The 16,996-nt window shown below is 41.5% G+C and carries 17 protein-coding genes; 11 read left to right on the top strand and 6 right to left on the bottom strand.

Annotated features, from left to right (window positions below; genetic code table 11):
* Positions 1–791: 791 nt before the first annotated feature.
* The 4 genes from NWP22_RS10090 to NWP22_RS10075 all read left to right on the top strand — a co-directional run bounded on the left by NWP22_RS10090 (position 792) and on the right by NWP22_RS10075 (position 5,938).
* Positions 792–2,240, top strand: coding sequence for a glycoside hydrolase 100 family protein (locus tag NWP22_RS10090; RefSeq protein WP_271730764.1), 1,449 nt, complete (start codon positions 792–794; stop codon positions 2,238–2,240).
* A gap of 332 nt (positions 2,241–2,572) precedes the next feature.
* Entirely contained in the window at positions 2,573–3,988 is a 1,416-nt protein-coding gene (locus NWP22_RS10085; RefSeq protein ID WP_271730763.1) for a glycoside hydrolase 100 family protein, read from the top strand.
* Between the two features lie 121 nt (positions 3,989–4,109).
* Positions 4,110–5,459: a 16S rRNA (cytosine(967)-C(5))-methyltransferase gene (locus NWP22_RS10080; RefSeq protein ID WP_280801832.1), complete on the top strand. Its 1,350-nt coding sequence runs from the start codon at positions 4,110–4,112 to the stop codon at positions 5,457–5,459.
* Between the two features lie 59 nt (positions 5,460–5,518).
* Entirely contained in the window at positions 5,519–5,938 is a 420-nt protein-coding gene (locus NWP22_RS10075; RefSeq protein ID WP_280801834.1) for a tellurite resistance TerB family protein, read from the top strand.
* 60 nt (positions 5,939–5,998) lie between these two features.
* Here the strand turns inward: NWP22_RS10075 and psb35 are convergent, their stop codons facing one another.
* Entirely contained in the window at positions 5,999–6,226 is a 228-nt protein-coding gene (gene psb35 / locus NWP22_RS10070; RefSeq protein ID WP_271730761.1) for a photosystem II assembly protein Psb35, read from the bottom strand.
* Between the two features lie 140 nt (positions 6,227–6,366).
* Between psb35 and NWP22_RS10065 the strand changes: the two genes are divergently transcribed.
* From NWP22_RS10065 to NWP22_RS10050, 4 genes are all read left to right on the top strand, one after another.
* Positions 6,367–6,780, top strand: a complete 414-nt coding sequence (locus NWP22_RS10065; protein WP_271730760.1) for a secondary thiamine-phosphate synthase enzyme YjbQ — start codon at positions 6,367–6,369, stop codon at positions 6,778–6,780.
* A 44-nt stretch (positions 6,781–6,824) separates the two neighbouring features.
* Positions 6,825–7,574 (top strand): hypothetical protein, encoded by a 750-nt coding sequence (locus NWP22_RS10060; RefSeq protein ID WP_271730758.1) that lies wholly within the window; start codon positions 6,825–6,827, stop codon positions 7,572–7,574.
* On the top strand, positions 7,574–8,230 hold the full coding sequence (locus NWP22_RS10055; protein WP_271730757.1) for an NAD(P)H-binding protein: 657 nt from the start codon (positions 7,574–7,576) through the stop codon (positions 8,228–8,230). The genes NWP22_RS10060 and NWP22_RS10055 overlap by 1 nt, the downstream gene beginning before the upstream one ends.
* A 76-nt stretch (positions 8,231–8,306) precedes the next feature.
* Positions 8,307–8,951, top strand: coding sequence for a glycoside hydrolase family 24 protein (locus tag NWP22_RS10050; protein WP_271730766.1), 645 nt, complete (start codon positions 8,307–8,309; stop codon positions 8,949–8,951).
* A 121-nt stretch (positions 8,952–9,072) separates the two neighbouring features.
* Here NWP22_RS10050 and menH read toward each other — a convergent pair whose 3' ends face one another.
* From menH to NWP22_RS10030, 4 genes are all read right to left on the bottom strand, one after another.
* A complete protein-coding gene (menH, locus tag NWP22_RS10045; RefSeq protein WP_271730755.1) occupies positions 9,073–9,876 on the bottom strand; it encodes a 2-succinyl-6-hydroxy-2,4-cyclohexadiene-1-carboxylate synthase in 804 nt (267 codons plus the stop codon).
* 86 nt (positions 9,877–9,962) lie between these two features.
* Positions 9,963–10,661 (bottom strand): YARHG domain-containing protein, encoded by a 699-nt coding sequence (locus NWP22_RS10040; RefSeq protein WP_280801831.1) that lies wholly within the window; start codon positions 10,659–10,661, stop codon positions 9,963–9,965.
* Positions 10,662–11,077: 416 nt separating this feature from the next.
* Positions 11,078–12,277, bottom strand: a complete 1,200-nt coding sequence (locus NWP22_RS10035) for a CBS domain-containing protein (protein WP_271730754.1) — start codon at positions 12,275–12,277, stop codon at positions 11,078–11,080.
* Between the two features lie 208 nt (positions 12,278–12,485).
* A complete protein-coding gene (locus NWP22_RS10030; protein ID WP_271730753.1) occupies positions 12,486–12,827 on the bottom strand; it encodes a recombinase family protein in 342 nt (113 codons plus the stop codon).
* 481 nt (positions 12,828–13,308) lie between these two features.
* On the opposite strand from NWP22_RS10030, the gene trxA reads away from it, so the two are divergent.
* The 3 genes from trxA to NWP22_RS10015 all read left to right on the top strand — a co-directional run bounded on the left by trxA (position 13,309) and on the right by NWP22_RS10015 (position 14,800).
* Positions 13,309–13,632, top strand: coding sequence for a thioredoxin (trxA, locus tag NWP22_RS10025; RefSeq protein WP_271730752.1), 324 nt, complete (start codon positions 13,309–13,311; stop codon positions 13,630–13,632).
* A 96-nt stretch (positions 13,633–13,728) separates the two neighbouring features.
* On the top strand, positions 13,729–14,184 hold the full coding sequence (locus NWP22_RS10020; protein ID WP_271730751.1) for a CBS domain-containing protein: 456 nt from the start codon (positions 13,729–13,731) through the stop codon (positions 14,182–14,184).
* A gap of 43 nt (positions 14,185–14,227) precedes the next feature.
* On the top strand, positions 14,228–14,800 hold the full coding sequence (locus tag NWP22_RS10015; protein ID WP_280801830.1) for a CBS domain-containing protein: 573 nt from the start codon (positions 14,228–14,230) through the stop codon (positions 14,798–14,800).
* 54 nt (positions 14,801–14,854) lie between these two features.
* On the opposite strand, the gene NWP22_RS10010 is transcribed toward NWP22_RS10015, so the two are convergent.
* Positions 14,855–16,969, bottom strand: coding sequence for a serine/threonine-protein kinase (locus NWP22_RS10010; protein ID WP_280801829.1), 2,115 nt, complete (start codon positions 16,967–16,969; stop codon positions 14,855–14,857).
* Between the last annotated feature and the right edge of the window lie 27 nt (positions 16,970–16,996).

Here is a 16,996-nt window from a genome sequence, read left to right as displayed (position 1 = left end):
ACAATGGTCTTTTAAGGGGCTATTTTTCTTACTAAGAATACAGACTTTGTACTGTTTTTCTCCGGTGGTCACCTTGTCCACCTTGTCCACCTTGTCTTGTCCTTTTAAGGGGAGGGGACTGGATTTGATTGTTTTTTGTGTATTCGGTGTTGCTTCCCATTCCCTGTTCGGTGTGTTCCCTGTTCCCTAAGATAAAAATTACCTGTTTAATACTTTCCAAACATCCTCTTAGACCTTACTCGCAAAATTTCCCTATATTATTGGTAATTTAGGTAAAATATACACATCCTTAGAAGTATTGACATCTAAAGTTGTTTAACTTTTATATTGCATATTCTGAAAAAACATTATAAATTATGAGGTTGTAGGGGAATAATCTAATTTACTGCCTCAAAGCCCAATCTTGATTAAGTAAATATACCGTAAATAGTTGAAAGCAACTTGGAATAGTAGCGAAAATTCTTTGTTGTTTGGTAAACCCAGGTTCCAGATTGACACACAGAACACAGAACAACCTGGGACTATGTATTTTATGGCGATTCTTAGGATTTATGACGTTGCTTGAGGTAAAAAATACCTGGCTGCGGTTCACCTAAAAGATAATGAAAGAAAAGCTAATTGTGGCTTAATTTCTAGCTCAATTAGTAGCTTAAGTAACGATTTCTAACTTATTTGCTCAAAGCAGGTTGCTATTCAAAATATGGTTTTTGTTATGCTAAAGATAATAGCATAAATAATCCATCACGGTGCATCTAGTAAACAATTACCCCCTCAATGGAGTTACTCTAGTGATGCCAATAAATGAATTAGTAACAGATGAAAATATAGAAGAACAAGCATGGCGAGCGCTAGAGAAGTCAATTCTCTATTATCAAGGTCGTCCTGTGGGAACTGTAGCGGCCTATGATGCTTCTGTGGAAGCACTTAATTATGATCAGTGTTTTATCCGCGATTTTGTCTCTTCGGCGTTAATTTTTTTGATTAAAGGTAGAACAGATATTGTTCGTAATTTCCTGGAAGAAACATTAAAGTTACAGCCTAAAGAAAGAGAACTAGATGCTTATAAGCCTGGGCGCGGTTTAATTCCAGCTAGCTTTAAAGTTGTATGCGACAATGGAGAGGAATATTTAGAAGCTGATTTTGGTGAACACGCGATCGCTAGAGTCACTCCAGTAGATTCTTGTCTATGGTGGATTATTTTATTGCGTGCTTATGTAGTGGCTACAAAGGATTATTCCATCGCCTATCAACCTGATTTCCAAAATGGTATTAGGTTAATTATGGAAATCTGCTTGGCCAATCGCTTTGATATGTACCCCACGCTGTTAGTTCCCGATGGTGCTTGTATGATTGACCGTCGCATGGGGATTTATGGTCATCCTCTGGAAATTCAGGTGTTATTTTATGGGGCTTTACGTGGAGCTCGTGAGCTGTTGATTTGTCAGGGTAATCAAGATATAATCTCAGCAATTGATAACCGCCTCCCACTGTTGTGCGCTCATATTCGCCAGCATTATTGGATAGATATTAATCGCCTCAATGCAATTTATCGTTTTAAGAGTGAGGAGTATGGCAAAGGGGCTGTGAATCTATTTAATATCTATGTAGACTCTCTTCCCTATTACGAATTAGACAAGTGGTTACCCCGTAAAGGTGGTTATTTAGCTGGTAATGTCGGTCCATCTCAGTTAGATACCCGTTTTTTTGCCCTGGGTAACTTGATGGCGATTATTTCTGACTTAGCTACAGAAGAACAGTCACAAGCTATTATGAGTTTGATTGAGGAAAGATGGGATGATTTAGTAGGAGATATGCCTATGAAAATCTGTTTCCCGGCCTTAGAGCATGAAGAATACAGAATTGTCACCGGGTGTGATCCGAAAAATATCCCTTGGTCATATCATAATGCTGGTAGTTGGCCGGTATTAATGTGGATGTTTGCCGCAGCAGCTGTCAAAACCAACAAAACTGGTTTAGCTAGAAAGACTATTGAAATTGCCAAGACTAGGTTGATTGAAGATGAATGGCCAGAATATTATGATGGTAAAAAAGGACGACTAATTGGTAAGCAAGCTAGGAAATATCAAACTTGGAGTATTGCAGGTTTTTTATTGGCAAAAGAACTGATGGATAATCCCAATTATTTACCATTGGTGAGTTTTGATGAATTACCGCCTGAAGCTGTTTCTCGTGCTTGTGAGTTTGAAATTGGGAGTGTAGAACCTTATATGCCTGGATAGTCAATCTCACGAGGTTAATTAGTTGTATTGGTCTAAGATGAACATAAGGTTTAAAGCCCGATGTAACTACTTTGTAGTTACATTTTGCTTTTGCTCTTCTCTAAATTGCTCTGAGTGATCATTTTGGAAATTGCGGCTATGGGACAATAAATTAAATCGTAAAAGTTGGTAATGTTGGGTTAGGCTTGAATATCGCCCTAGATATCTTGTGGATCGACAAAAACTAGTTGTCTATATATTCATCACTCAATTAACAAGTATTCTAACTATAGCAGAGAATAAGCAGATTTTATCTGGTGCTAAAATACCATCTAAATGGAGTATTTCTCGGAATGGAAACAGAGAAATTAGTAATAGTTGATGATTTAGAAAAACAGGCCTGGGAAATTTTAGATAAGTCGATTATTTACTACCAAGGTCGTCCTGTGGGTACTCGGACAAGCTGTGAGCAGATAAAACAAGATTTAGAGCATGACCATTGTTTTATTAGGGATTTCGTCCCCTCCGCTTTACTTTTTTTAATTAAAGGTAAATATGATATTGTTCGTAATTTCTTAGAAGAAACTTTAAAGTTACAGCCTAAAAAGAACCAATTGGATGCTTATATACCCGGACAAGGTTTGATACCAGCAAGCTTTAAGGTTGTATCAGACAATGGTCAAGAATATTTGGAAGCGGATTTTGGGGAACATGCGATCGCTAGAGTTACACCTGTTGATTCTTGTCTGTGGTGGATAGTTATATTACACGCCTATGTCAAGGCTACCAAAGATATTAGTTTTGCCTTGCAGCCTCAATTCCAGCAAGGAATTATGCTGATTATGGAAATTTGCTTGGCGACCAGATTTGATATGTACCCCACCCTGTTGGTTCCCGATGGCGCTTGTATGATTTACCGGCGTATGGGTATCTACGGTTATCCCTTGGAAATTCAAGCCCTATTTTATGCAGCCTTACGGTGTGCGCGGAAGTTGCTGATTTGTGCTGGAGATAATAAAATTGTCATCGGTATTGATAATCGCTTACCTCTATTAAGAGATCATATTCGTCGTCACTATTGGATTGATATAAAGCGATTAAATGCGATTTACCGCTTTAAGGGTGAAGAATACGGACAGTCAGCAGTGAATCAATTTAATATTTATCCTGATTCTATTCGCTATGCTAATTTGGCTATTTGGTTACCAAAACATGGTGGTTACTTAGCGGGTAATGTCGGACCGTCTCAATTAGATACGCGATTTTTTGCACTGGGAAACATGATGGCGATTCTTGCTTCTCTTACCAGTGAACAGCAATCTCAAGCAATTATGAATCTGATTGAGGAACAGTGGGATGATTTAGTCGGAGAAATGCCGATGAAAATCTGTTTCCCAGCAGTGGAAAAGGAGGAATACAGAATTTTTACCGGGTGTGACCCCAGAAATATACCCTGGTCATATCATAATGGTGGTAGTTGGCCTGTGTTATTGTGGTTTTTGATTGCTGCGGCTCAAAAAACAGGTAGGACTGATGTGAGTCAACGGGCTTGGGACATTGCTCAAGAACGTCTGAGTCAAAATCAATGGCCAGAATATTATGATGGTATTCGGGGGCTTTTAGTGGGTAAGAAAGCCAGAAGATATCAAATTTGGACAATTTCTGGTTTTCTCTTGGCTAAGGAGTTGATACGCAACCCGTCCCATTTAGCTTTAATCAGTTTTGCACAGTTGGATTTAGAGAATGCTTCCCAGTCTTGCGAGTTATGAGTTTTGCTTGGGCGTTGGTTGTGGTGCCGCAGTACAATAAAATAATTGTCAGAATATACTTAATTACCTCGAATTTCCATGACTCGGCGGGGTAGATAAATTATACAGTTAAAATTAGTTCATGATAAATGCCCGCCAAATAGCTTTTAATGCCTTGCGAGATGTTCATAAGGGGGCTTATGCTGATGTAGCTTTAAATAGGGTGCTGCAAAAGGTGAGCTTGCCTAGTCACGATCGCGGTTTGCTGACGGAATTAGTCTATGGTAGTGTGAGGAGGCAACGGACTCTTGATACCCTCATTGACCAACTGGCTACTAAAAAATCTCATCAACAACCCCAAGACCTGCGCACTATCATACATCTGGGTTTATACCAATTGCGTTATCAAGAGCGTATCCCGGCTTCGGCGGCTGTGAATACTACTGTACAGTTGGCTAAGGAAAATGGTTTTTCTGGTCTGACGGGTTTTGTGAATGGTCTGTTGCGCCAGTATATTCGTCTAGGGGAGAGGTTACCGGAGCCTTTGAAGTTACCTGAAAATCCTGTGGAACGTTTGGGTATTTTATACAGCTTTCCCGATTGGATTATTCAGGTTTGGTTAGATGAATTGGGTTTGGCACAAACAGAACAACTTTGTGACTGGATGAACCAAACACCGACAATTGATTTACGGGTTAATCCCCTACGGGCTGCTATTGAGGAAGTTGAGGGGGCTTTGGCTTCAGTTGGGATTTTAACTCGCCGGGTGCGGGATTTACCGCAGGCTTTACGATTAGTTGGGAGTACTGGCGCTATCCAAAATCTGCCGGGTTTTAGTGAGGGTTGGTGGTCTGTGCAAGATGCTAGCGCTCAACTTGTGGGTTATGTCCTCAACCCTCAAGCAGGTGAGGTGGTGATTGATGCTTGTGCCGCACCGGGGGGGAAAACAACCCATATTGCTGAATTAATGGCGGATGATGGCGAAGTTTGGGGGTGCGATCGCACTGCTTCCCGTCTGCGTAAACTCAGGGAAAATGCCCAACGGTTACATTTACAATCTATCCGTATTTGTACTGGTGATAGTCGTCATTTACCCCAGTTTAATTGTAGGGGCGATCGCGTCTTACTAGATGCACCCTGTTCTGGTTTGGGAACCCTACACCGCCACGCCGATGCACGTTGGCGACAAACACCTGAATCTGTCCAGGAACTATCGAGGTTGCAAACAGAACTCATAGCACAGACATCTAAATTTGTCAAGCCTGGGGGTGTACTAGTTTATGCCACTTGTACACTGCATCCGGCGGAAAATGAAGGGGTGATTTCTAGGTTTTTAACTGACCATCCCGATTGGGAAATTCAGCCCCCCGGGGTTGACTCGTATGAGGCTAGGTATTCCACACCCCAAGGTTGGCTGAAGGTTTGGCCTCACCGACAAAACATGGATGGCTTTTTCATGGTGCGATTAAGAAAAACCAACAATTACCAATGAATACAGTTTGGGATTGTACTATTTTCTTGAAAGCTACCAACCTAGCGGAGGAAGCAGCAATGGTTACTGATTCCCATGTCAAAAAGTTAGTGAAAATCCTAATTGCTGCGGCTTGGATTGATGGTAAAATAGAACCCGAAGAACGGCAATATCTGCGCGAGATAGCTCAAGTAAAAGGGTTAGCAGGTGATCCGGAAATTAAACCTTGGCTGTATAAGTTAGTTCCTGTGCAACCGCAAGAATATTCTAGGTGGTTGCGAGAATATTTAGGCGATCGCCCTAGCCCAAAAGGTTACCAAAATCTGATTTCGGCCATTAGTGAATTAATTTATAGTGATGATGAAGTAGGTGTAGAAGAAGTATGGCTGCTGACAAAAAACGAGTCAAGAAAGCTAAATCAATGCACTGAAGCAGACTACACAGAGTTGCTCAAACAAATTCAAAAGCTTTATCGTCGCTGGGTGGAGGTGCAGAACTAAAGCTTTGAGTTGAGCAGACGCGATTCTTCGCGTCTAGCCATCCCCATGCAGAAGTAATACTTAAGACTTCGGTTTACCCGAACCTGGAGTTTCTTCTGGTTCTACTTTAGGTACAAAGTCGGGGCGATCTTTGCTTTCCCAACCCGGCGGACGTTTGGAGTTATACCAAGCTATAGAACCAATAGTGACAGCAGCAATAAAACCAACCACATACACTAAGGTAAAGGCTAAGGGAAAATGAGACCCCCCGGCTACTGCTTCCGCAGCCGTTTGCATGAATAAATTCATATAAATACCTGATATAGGTAAACTCAGTCACCAAAGGCGCTGAGAGGAAACTAATTATTGAAAGCATTTTAACATCAAAGGCACCTCAAGGTACACTCACCTTTGCTTAAAATAAAATCAACAGTCAATATAGTATCAAGATGCCGCACTACCAAAAACTACTCAGAATTTCTACCACAGGGAAAAACTTTCAGAACATCACCGCCAAAATTGCGGCTATAGTTACAGAATCAGGGGTGGAAACTGGACTTTGTACCTTGTTTTTGCGTCACACTTCCGCTAGTTTAGTGATACAAGAAAATGCCGACCCGGATGTTTTGGTAGATTTAGCCAACTTTATGGCTAAACTTGTGCCTGAGTCGGGTAAGTATATTCACGATGCTGAAGGTGCGGACGATATGCCAGCACATATCCGCACTGCACTGACCCATACTTGTGAACAGATTCCCATCAATGGCGGTCATTTAGTCCTGGGAACTTGGCAAGGTATTTATATTTGGGAGCATCGTCAGCGTAGTCATACCAGAGAATTAGTCGTCCATATTTCCAGCTAGGAACTGGACCTAGTAACTCTGTCCCCATCTCCCCTTGTGTCTTTATGAACCATGACCTGAAGGGAAATCACCCTTTTCAATGCCTAGATGAGATTTTAGCGCAACAGTGTGTTAATCCATTAACTCTCAACCCCGACAAAACTTTCATTACTAGTTTTGTAGAACTGGGAAACTTAATTACTACCATGACCACAGATGAGGAATTTGTTCTAGCCCTGGGGGATACCTTAAAATTGATAGTTTATGCTCAGTTGCAAAACTTCCCAGAAAATATCTTCTGGGATTTTGATTTTATGGTTAGTAGTATGGTCAGACAGGCTTTAGTAGCCGATGGGGGTTTTATGTCTTTTTTAGAATCCTTTGGTGATAAGATGGTCTTGCTCATTGAGCTATTCGGCATCAATAAAGAAATTCGCTTCCGCTACGTTCACGATTTTATTTATGGGTTTGATTGGGCAAGATGGGTACAAAGAGAACCACAAACGCGCTCAAATTCTGAGCCTTTTAGTTTGGTTTTTTTAGAGGAGTTATTGAGCAAGGGTGAAAAACTGATCAAACACATTAATTATGGTCAGTTGACATCTTATAATCTTTCTCATACAGGATACCGTAACCCCTTCGATTTTTCCCGGGAACCAGAGGATGAGCACCTGCTACTAACTTCTTTAGCTAAAGCAAACCTCATCCCTGTGGCTACATGGGATTGGGATACCTGTCCTGTATGGGATAAACCCTTTCAAGAAATGCGCCAGCAGTTAGCATTAAAGTTAAATATTCAACCCCAGAAACACTGATGAAAGCATTTGTAGCCGGAGCAACAGGCGAAACAGGTCGCCGCATTGTCCAAGAACTCATAGCGCGCAATATTCCTGTGCGGGCTTTGGTGAGGGATATAGAGAAAGCTAGAGCGATTTTACCCAGTGAGGCACAGTTAGTTGAGGGTGATGTGTTACAACCACAAAGCCTCAATGCTGCTTTAGGAGATAGTACGGTTTTGCTGTGCGCTACGGGTGCTAAACCCAGTTTTGACCCCACTGGCCCCTATAGAGTGGATTTTGAGGGTACTAAAAATCTGGTCGCTGCGGCTAAGTCTCAGGGAATTGAGCATTTTGTTTTAGTGTCTTCTTTGTGTGTTTCTCAGTTGTTTCATCCTTTAAATTTGTTCTGGCTGATTTTGGTGTGGAAAAAACAGGCTGAGGAATATATTCAAAAAAGTGGTTTGACTTATACTATTGTCCGCCCTGGTGGTTTGAAAAATGAAGATAATTCTGATGGTGTGGTAATGCAAGGTGCTGATACATTGTTTGATGGTAGTATTCCCCGTCAGAAGGTGGCGCGGGTGGCGGTTGAGGCTTTGTTTGAGCCTGCTTCCCGGAATAAAATTGTTGAGGTGGTGGCTAAATCAGAGGCTCCCCAAAAAAGTTGGGGGGAGTTGTTTGCTAATGTTTAGTTAATTTCACTAAGTTTCTAGGATTGTGACACTCAAAGGTTTTAAACTCAAGGGCGTTGAGCATCTGATTGGCCCCATGGCGGCACTGCTGGGGTTTGTATATTTGTTACAGTGGTATATACATGGCTCGGTGCGATCGCCAAGGGATCTGGTATTTATGGTACCACAGCCACCTTTAGTCATGAGTGGGGGTGATCCTTACATCCGTGCTTTGATGCGCACCATCTCCGCTAGTGAAGCTAGTGGTAACCGTCCCTATTCTCTGTTATATGGTGGTCAGCAGGTCAATGACCTCAGTCGCCATCCAGAAATATGCGTTAGAATCGTCAGCGGACCGAATAAAAATAACTGCTCTACTGCGGCGGGTAGGTATCAAATTATCAATAAGACTTGGTTTGAAATCGCCCCTCGCTATCATCCCCAACCTCCCGGAGCCATGTTTTGGTCTACTTATAGTTTTGCACCGGAGTATCAAGATATAGTGGTTTACCGTTGGTTGAAGGATTCCAGAGTTTGGAGAACTGATATTCCTCAACTGTTACGACAAGGAAAAATTCACGATGTTTTGCGGCGACTATCTCCCACCTGGACAAGTTTGGGATATGGTATAGAAACTAATTCAATTAGTAGGTCTTTGCCCCAAATTTATCAAAAAATGTTACAGGAAGAATTAAGGGCCGCTAATCAACCAGCATTTATAACTACCAGTCCCCTGCGGTGATTTTGTTTGAGGATTTTATAGGTTTAATTATATAGGACTCCTATTTGATTTCTGAACAATTTCTGTTCCCTATTCCCTGTTCCCTTTCCTCACTGATAATTTCTCAACTCAAATAGGATGACTATATAAAGTTGCGGATAGTTTTGACAAATTCTGGAGTATTTTCTAAGTGAGTATTATGGCCAGCATCAGCAATAACTCTTACCTGGGCTGAACATTTTTGCGCCATTTGTGTATGAATATCTCTAAATTTATGGTCATATTCCCCGGTTAATAACAGTAAAGGTATGGTGTTTTCTGGGAGTTTATGCCATAATGAGGGTTGCTTTCCAGTTCCCATAAATTGCAATGACTTGGCTAGTTCCACTGGGTGATTTTGCAACCGACTTTCTACCATGGTGGTAAATTGTGGATGCTCTTTGAGTCTTCCAAAGATGGGTTGACTATACCAATGGAGTAAGAAGTTAGTAAACTCGTGTTTGGTAGTAGTTCTAACTAACTTTCTGGCGATTTGACCATCGGTTTTAACTCTGGTTAATTGTTCTGTTGCTGTTGCTAAACCAGGGGATGCAGATTCTAAGATGACTTTAGTAAAACGGTGGGGAAAATGTAGCGTTAGATATAAGGCTAATCTTCCACCCATAGAGTAACCGACCAAGTAGCACTGTTGAATGTTTAACTGGTCTAGTAAGTTAATCACCCCCTGGGCGACATTTTCCATTGTATAGTATTCATCCCCTCCCCATACTTGAGTTTTGCCATGTCCAGGTAAGTCAAGTGTTAAATAGGAAAATTCCTCACCCAGTAATGTAATCACTGGATCAAATTCATCAAGATTGCCAATAAAGCCATGCAAAAATAGCATAACTGGTGTGTGGGGGTGATTAATTAAATGATAGTGAATATTGTATTTTGGCAGAGTCATAAACCTATCAAAACATACTGGGAGCGTTGTTACCTTGAGTAAGATGCAAATCTCAAATATGCCAAATCAATGATGTAAACGTGCAGTTAAAAATATCTTAGTCCGGTGCGTTTTTGATATCGCAGAATCATGTCTACATTATGTTGTTCTATAGGTGTAAGCAAACGGGATGGAAATTGATTAGGCTGGTAACGTGGCTTATACCAAGGTTGACTATTGAAGTAATTTTGTAAAGTGGGATTCACAAATCGGCGACCATGAACAGCAAAAATCGCATTACGCAATAAATCCAGAGACAATGCACTGTAACCTTCTAAATCTGCTTCTTTTTTGATTTTCTTTTGAGAAAGCCAGCTATATTCATAGAAATAGCCGGGGTAATCATAAGTAATTATGCCATTTTCATCAACTCGTGGCTCGACAGCTTTTGGTTGTCTAGCTAAGGCTGTCATCGAGATTGGTATAATTGATAAATACACAATATAACAAGATAAATAATTGGAATTTACCCAACCTGTTAAACCATTAACCCTAGGGTTGGGAACTTGCATAACCTGAACATAAACCCAAGGACTATGATGGTCTTTCAACAACTTAACAACATTCCCATTATTCAAACCAGCACGGGCTTCACCACCAGGTGTAAAACGCAAAGCAAGTTGTCCTGTTTTAATGTTGATTACATCACAAAACACCTGTGGAGTTTGGGCTATTAGAGTATTTTTGATGCTAAGAGATGGATTAGTAGCAACGGAGAGATCTGCAACAGTTGCTAGTATTGGCATCGGACTAAAGATAGTTAATCCAACTATGCACTTCAACAGAGATATCTTTTTAAAGATATTTATTCTTATGATACTCATTATTCTAGTTCAACTATAAATAATCGTGGTTTGATCAACTTGTTTACCTGTTTTCTGGAAAGTCATCTTTTCAACTTGATAATTTTTTAAGTTGGGATTTACAACCTCCTCATTTAGTCGGTAAGGGTCGATGGTTTCATACTACCGTGCCCATCTTTCCAGTGGGGTAGTGCCTGGGGTAAGTTTAAAAGGTTAAATAAATCATATCGTAAACGTTGCGTAGCATGGCTTGGGCCTGCGTAGCAACATCAGTTTAAAATCCCCTGTGATTCCATCCAGGGGAGAAGTCAAGTAAATCCCTTGTATTTCAGGGTTGAGGTTAATAACAATAAAGGATTCTACTCAGAAATTCCAGCACGCAGCCAATGGCGAATTGTTTTAATTTCCGTGGTGGTGGAGCTTAAATACTGTTGCTGTAATTCTGGGGATAAATTAGGGTGATTGAGTAAGTATTCTATGCGACTTTGCACATTAGAAATCAAGGTATCTAAGTTGTCGTAAGGAATGATGTTTTCTTTCGTGTTGCTGTGGTCAGATGGGGGTAGAGGTACTGGTGTGTAATTAGTTTGGGTTTGGTGGGTGAGATATTGGGCTTTTTCTGCTTCTAGTTGGGATACTGTTTGTTGCAGTGTTTCTATGACTCCATGCATCTCTAGGGGGTCAAATATACGTAATAAGCTGGTTTGAGTAACTATACCTAACTTTGCGCCCCAATCCCAGGATACAACTAATCGCTGTACTCGCCGGCGTTGCATTTGTTGATGGGCAGACCACAGGGAATCTTCGGGACTGAGTAAGAATAAGGGTGTACTCATGACTGTTTGTGCGGAAATTTTCGCCAAATTTAATCCTAATGCTTGAAATTGCACGATATCCCTTTCTGTGACAATACCCACGGGTTGAAAGGTGTAGAGAATATCATTCCAGGAATCGGTGTTAGTGATGACAATGCAACTAACTTGATGTTGTGCCATCATCTGTGCTAGGGTAAGTACTGAGCTTGTGGGTGGTGCATGAATCACTCTAGTGGTCATGACTTCTGATACCCGCCGCATTTTCAGCAAGTTGGTGGGACGTAAGACCTGTCTGAGACTTTCTGGGGAAACGATTCCTACTAGTTGTTGGTTGTCATCTACGATGACTAAGTGACGAATCCGATACCGCCGAAATAAAAATAGGGCGGCAAATATATCCTGGAATGCAGTATGAGAAAGGGTAATTACCGGATGTACCATGACTTGGGATATTTTTACCTTAGCAAAGTCCTCACCTGCTGCGGTGAGTCTGACAATATCTCGCTCTGTAAAAATACCTAATAAATGCCCACCATCCATGACTAAAACACTACTTGAACGAACCCCAAGCAGGGAATAATCACCAATTGCTGAATCATATTCAGGCAATGAGCAGGTATTACCTCGGGTTCGACTCATTAAATTAATCACGTCAGTTAGAGATGTATCCGGGGTGACAACTAGTGGCTGCCGATCTATGGCATCTTCTACACTGGGAACGCCAATCAATGGGTCATCAAGCATACTTTAGAGTTGATGTTAATTTATGAATTTTTGTAAAGATATTCGTCAGACATATATTACACATGGGACAATTGAGATATAATCCGAGGGATGTAAAGGGTAAAGTTGCTCAAGGTATTAGATGCTAAGGCTTTGAGTTATAAAGAGGTAAATATAATGTCTTAAAATAAGGTGAGTGAAAAAGGGGTTAATGGAGGGAATCTTGCCATTAGGTTGCGTCCATACCGGAAATTCTGGGAGTTTTACCATAAAGCCTGTCTAAAACCCTTTTAACTGACACAGGTCGCCACTGACTACCTCGCTTGGTTGTATATCCTTGCTGGTTTAACCAGGTAGCAATTTGTGGAAGGGATTTTCCTGACTTGTGATGGCGGCGAATTAAGTCAATAATCTGTTGTTCGGCGGGATTGTCTACTAATTCGCCATGTACTGATTGTTGACCAAAAGCGGGAGAACCATAGCCAGCATAGCCACCGCGAGCAGCTTTCGCGCTCCGGGCCTGTTCTAGCTTGTGCCATAGGTAATAGTCTTTTGATTGTTCAGCAGTCATTGGTTTTACAAATGAAATCACCTCTGATGACATAGTATCTCAAGTTATGACAGATGCTAATCAATCAGTGGGATTTTTGAGGTAATTCTTTACTAATCAGTGAGCGGTTGGAAATGGGAAGATTGCAACAACAGGGTTAGTTAGGTGGTTGTCCTGAAGTTATTTAGAGGTAAACAGAGTTGTTTGTGCATTAGGTGGGATTTTTGACTATAAATCCCAAATTCCCAGGGGGACAGGAATCTACACCTTAAATTATGTTCATACCAAGGAAAAGGTAGGGTATTGTATGCGTAATCCTCGAAAAATCAAATTACTAAAACTTATATGGCACAAGGGCTGTAGTAATTTTGAAACCTTGACATCAAGGGAAAACTTCGCTCATTATGATTCTATCATATCCTTTACCATTGCCCGCACAAATACTGAGCGTTGATGGTAGTTGGGGAGAGAATCAAGTATTAGCAATAACAAAGAGGTTCACGTGACAACTACAGTTGAATATATTCAAGAAACAGAATTTGATACCTGTTTAAGCAATAACCCATTGGTGGTGTTAGATTGCACTGCGACTTGGTGCGGTCCGTGTAAGATGGTGAGCCATTTTATGGATAAACTGGCCCAGGAATACCAAGACAGAGCCAAGATAGTGAAATTAGATGTGGGGGATAACCCCGGTATGGCTGAAAAACTGGGTATCCGTAGTCTACCGACAGTGATATTTTTTAAGGATGGTCAGCCATCAGAAACCATTGTCGGGGTAGTGGGCTATGAAAAATTTACCGCAGCTGTAGAAAAGATACTTTAAACATTTTTGAGGGATTTATCCATGCACATCAGTGTAAATATGGGGATGTCCTAGGTAAAGCATAAATTCATACTCATTGATGGGGGAAATTTAGCGATGATGAAAGCAGAAGAAATCATGACCACGGATGTGGTAACAATTAGTGGTTCTGCAACTGTTGCTGATGCAGTGGATTTGATGAAGTATAAAGGGTTACGTGCTTTGATTGTGGAACCGCGCACGGAAAATGACCCCTATGGGATGGTGACTGAAACGGATATTGTCTATAAAGTGGGTGCTTACGGTAATGATCCTAAACAGGTGCGAGTTTATGAGATTATGACTAAGCCTTGTATTGTGGTTAATCCTGAGCTAGGGGTGGAATATGTGGCTCGGTTGTTTGCTAATACGCGGGTTCGTCGCGCTCCGGTAATTAAGGGTAAGTTGTTGGGAATTATCTCTATTACTGATATTCTCAGAAAAAGTGACTTTGTGGAGAATCCCAAAAGCAATTTTGCTATGTACTGCGAAGAATTTCCCAATGCTCCTGAGGCGAGAATCTACGAAGATTAATCAAGATTGTTCAACCTAAATATTAACAGGGATGTGTCAACATATGATGAAAGCTGAAGACATCATGACCACGGATGTGGTGACAATTAGTGGTTCTGCTACTGTTGCTGATGCAGTGGATTTGATGAAATATAAAGGGTTGCGTGCTTTGATTGTGGAACCGCGCACGGAAAATGACCCCTATGGGATGGTGACTGAAACTGATATTATTTATAAAGTTGCGGCTTACGGTCAAGACCCGAAACAGGTGCGGGTTTATCAGATTATGACTAAGCCTTGTATTGTGGTTAATCCTGAGCTAGGGGTGGAGTATGTGGCTCGGTTGTTTGCTAATACCCGGATTCGTCGCGCTCCGGTAATTAAGGGTAAGTTGTTGGGAATTATCTCTATTACTGATATTCTCAGAAAAAGTGATTTATTTGATAATCCCAAACCCATTTTTATTGAAGATGAAATAGAAGTTGCACGGGAAGAAGCTAGACGCATTTGTGCAAGTAAGGGTGATTCTTCGCGGGAATGTGCCGCAGCTTGGGATGTTGTCGAGGAACTACTCGCATCAGCTTCTCACCTGCGATCGCAAAAGCAACACATGGAAACACAAGAACCGGTTGATTGAGGATATCGCCAAAACAAGAACTTGATTAAGTTTCCCGTGGGGAAACTTAATCACTCAAACATTCATCCCAATCAGTTGAAAGGCCTGTTGAATATCTGCAGCTAATGAATGTTGCTGCTGTTGTGTATAGAGTTGAACAGCTTGACGATAAGCTGACAACATTTCCCGGAAGTGTTCTACTTGATTATCTTGGGCGCGAATGTTAAGTAAAACCCAGCCTAGGTTATGATGAGCTTGGGGATAATCAGGTTTAATTTGAATTGCTTGTTGTAGATAAAGGCGGGCTTTGTTCCATTCATTTAGTTTACCATGTAATGTACCTAACCGGAATAAAACAAAGGCATCACCAGGGAACTTGTGCTGGTGAGTTTCGTAAATTCGGATAGCATCGGCGCAATTATGCAGATTTTCCTGGGTAATGGCGTAATTAATTAACACCCAACTGGGGACTTGTGATTTACTGCTAGCTGGTGTAAAATCAGATAGTGCTGGAGACCATAACCCCTGTAGGGCTTGTTTCCAACCTTGAAACCCTAGGGCGAAAGCACTATCAGGGACTTGAGTAATAAATTCTTGTATCCGTCGTTCTACATCCCTGGCTTGCTGGGTAACAGTGGCGTGGTCTAGGGAGATAATCAAATAAGGATATACCCACTGTTGTAATAGTTGACTATCACTAGATGGGGTGCTGTGAGACTGTAAATTAGACTGTAAATTAGATTTAAAAATTGCTTGGGTAGCAGCCTTTACTCCTGCTTTCCACTCCTGTTGATTAACTGCAATCCAAGCTTGGAGTCCTAAAGCAAAAGTAGAGTCAGGGGCTAACTGTAACGCTCTATTCACAGCTATTTCTGCTTGAGACCAATCACCACACTTACCTAAGCACCAACCTAGATTAGCCTGTATCCACGCTTCCTGGGGGCTGAGTTTGGCTGCTTGTTGTAAATATTTAATGGCTTCTGACCATTTAGACTGACGACAACTCACCAGACCTAAAACCCCATAACCTCTACCATCTTGTGGTTGTAATTGTATGGCTTTTTCGGCGGCAATTTTGGCTTGATTGTCGTTGAGATAGCATTGTACTAATGCGAGTTCAACTGCTGATTCACCATGGTTGGGTTCAGTTTTGAGATATTTTTCATATGCTTGTACAGCTGCTGTTAACTCCCCCTTTGCTACTAGTTCCCGGGCGCGTTTTTGGCTAGGTGAAACAAACCTCCCATTTAAAGCGTCGATTAATTCATCTGCTGTTTGAAACCGGTCTTCAACTCTAAATTGCATCCCGGTTAAAATGACTTTTTCGATTAAGGGACTCAGATGGGGGGAAAGTTGACGGGGGGGGATGAGTGTATCTGCGCTAGCTCTTTCGGGAGCGGGTGCGGGTAATTGAGCAGTTAATAACTCATACATGGACGCACACAAGGCGTAGAAATCTGTGGCTGGCCAACGTTGACTGCGGTAGCTATACTGTTCTAGGGGAGCATAACCCTGGGATAGGGTGACGCTCATTTCCCGGGTTTGTCCGGCGATAAATTCTTTAGTAGCGCCAAAGTCAATTAAGACGGCTCTGTTTTGCTGGTCAACCAGGATATTATCTGGTTTAATGTCTCTATGTAATAGTTGATTTTGATGTACTACCTTGAGGGCTTCGGCTATTTGAATAAAATAATCTGTGATTTGATTTTCTGGTAGTTTACCTTGTTCTTGGAACATTTGATATAGTGTTTTACCAGCGACAAATTCCATCACTAGGTAAACTGTATTGTTCTCCTGGAACCAATCATAGATTTTGACAATGTTTCTATGAGAGCATCGTGATAAATAACTGGCTTCGGTTTGAAAGCTGTCTAGTTGTTTTTGGCGTTCTGCTGGGGTGATAGAATGGGGCCAGCAGACTGTATTACCCGTTCTGGCGGCTTTTTCTGGCCACAGTTCTTTAATGGCTACTTTGGCGGAGTTTTGCAGGTAAACCCCTTGATAGGTAATCCCAAAACCACCTTCTCCTAAGAGTTTTTCAATTTGATATTTTCCCTGTCCTAGGATGGTACCACTAGGTAGGTGGTATATTGATGATGTTTGGGTGGGAGTGAGGGCAAAACCACAAGCAATGCAGATTGTAGCATTGTCTGGGTTTTCTGTCAAGCAGGTAGGACATTGAATAGTCATTGGGGTGGTAAGTCAAGGTTAGTAGAC

This window comes from Anabaenopsis tanganyikae CS-531 (genome assembly GCF_029891675.1).
GTDB lineage: Bacteria > Cyanobacteriota > Cyanobacteriia > Cyanobacteriales > Nostocaceae > Anabaenopsis > Anabaenopsis arnoldii.
Note: the sequence above shows the minus strand (reverse complement) of the source record. Positions and strands in the feature narration are given on the sequence as shown.

What these genes read in the sequence shown, in the direction of transcription:
- NWP22_RS10080 (WP_280801832.1), top strand. Translation starts at nt 4,110, where the DNA reads ATGATAAATGCCCGCCAAATAGCTTTTAATGCCTTGCGAGATGTTCAT.
- NWP22_RS10060 (WP_271730758.1), top strand. Translation starts at nt 6,825, where the DNA reads ATGAACCATGACCTGAAGGGAAATCACCCTTTTCAATGCCTAGATGAG.
- NWP22_RS10075 (WP_280801834.1), top strand. Translation starts at nt 5,519, where the DNA reads ATGGTTACTGATTCCCATGTCAAAAAGTTAGTGAAAATCCTAATTGCT.
- menH (WP_271730755.1), bottom strand. Translation starts at nt 9,876, where the DNA reads ATGACTCTGCCAAAATACAATATTCACTATCATTTAATTAATCACCCC.
- NWP22_RS10050 (WP_271730766.1), top strand. Translation starts at nt 8,307, where the DNA reads ATGGCGGCACTGCTGGGGTTTGTATATTTGTTACAGTGGTATATACAT.
- NWP22_RS10040 (WP_280801831.1), bottom strand. Translation starts at nt 10,661, where the DNA reads ATGCCAATACTAGCAACTGTTGCAGATCTCTCCGTTGCTACTAATCCA.
- NWP22_RS10035 (WP_271730754.1), bottom strand. Translation starts at nt 12,277, where the DNA reads ATGCTTGATGACCCATTGATTGGCGTTCCCAGTGTAGAAGATGCCATA.
- NWP22_RS10055 (WP_271730757.1), top strand. Translation starts at nt 7,574, where the DNA reads ATGAAAGCATTTGTAGCCGGAGCAACAGGCGAAACAGGTCGCCGCATT.
- NWP22_RS10020 (WP_271730751.1), top strand. Translation starts at nt 13,729, where the DNA reads ATGATGAAAGCAGAAGAAATCATGACCACGGATGTGGTAACAATTAGT.
- NWP22_RS10015 (WP_280801830.1), top strand. Translation starts at nt 14,228, where the DNA reads ATGATGAAAGCTGAAGACATCATGACCACGGATGTGGTGACAATTAGT.
- NWP22_RS10090 (WP_271730764.1), top strand. Translation starts at nt 792, where the DNA reads ATGCCAATAAATGAATTAGTAACAGATGAAAATATAGAAGAACAAGCA.
- psb35 (WP_271730761.1), bottom strand. Translation starts at nt 6,226, where the DNA reads ATGAATTTATTCATGCAAACGGCTGCGGAAGCAGTAGCCGGGGGGTCT.
- NWP22_RS10010 (WP_280801829.1), bottom strand. Translation starts at nt 16,969, where the DNA reads ATGACTATTCAATGTCCTACCTGCTTGACAGAAAACCCAGACAATGCT.
- NWP22_RS10065 (WP_271730760.1), top strand. Translation starts at nt 6,367, where the DNA reads ATGCCGCACTACCAAAAACTACTCAGAATTTCTACCACAGGGAAAAAC.
- NWP22_RS10085 (WP_271730763.1), top strand. Translation starts at nt 2,573, where the DNA reads ATGGAAACAGAGAAATTAGTAATAGTTGATGATTTAGAAAAACAGGCC.
- NWP22_RS10030 (WP_271730753.1), bottom strand. Translation starts at nt 12,827, where the DNA reads ATGACTGCTGAACAATCAAAAGACTATTACCTATGGCACAAGCTAGAA.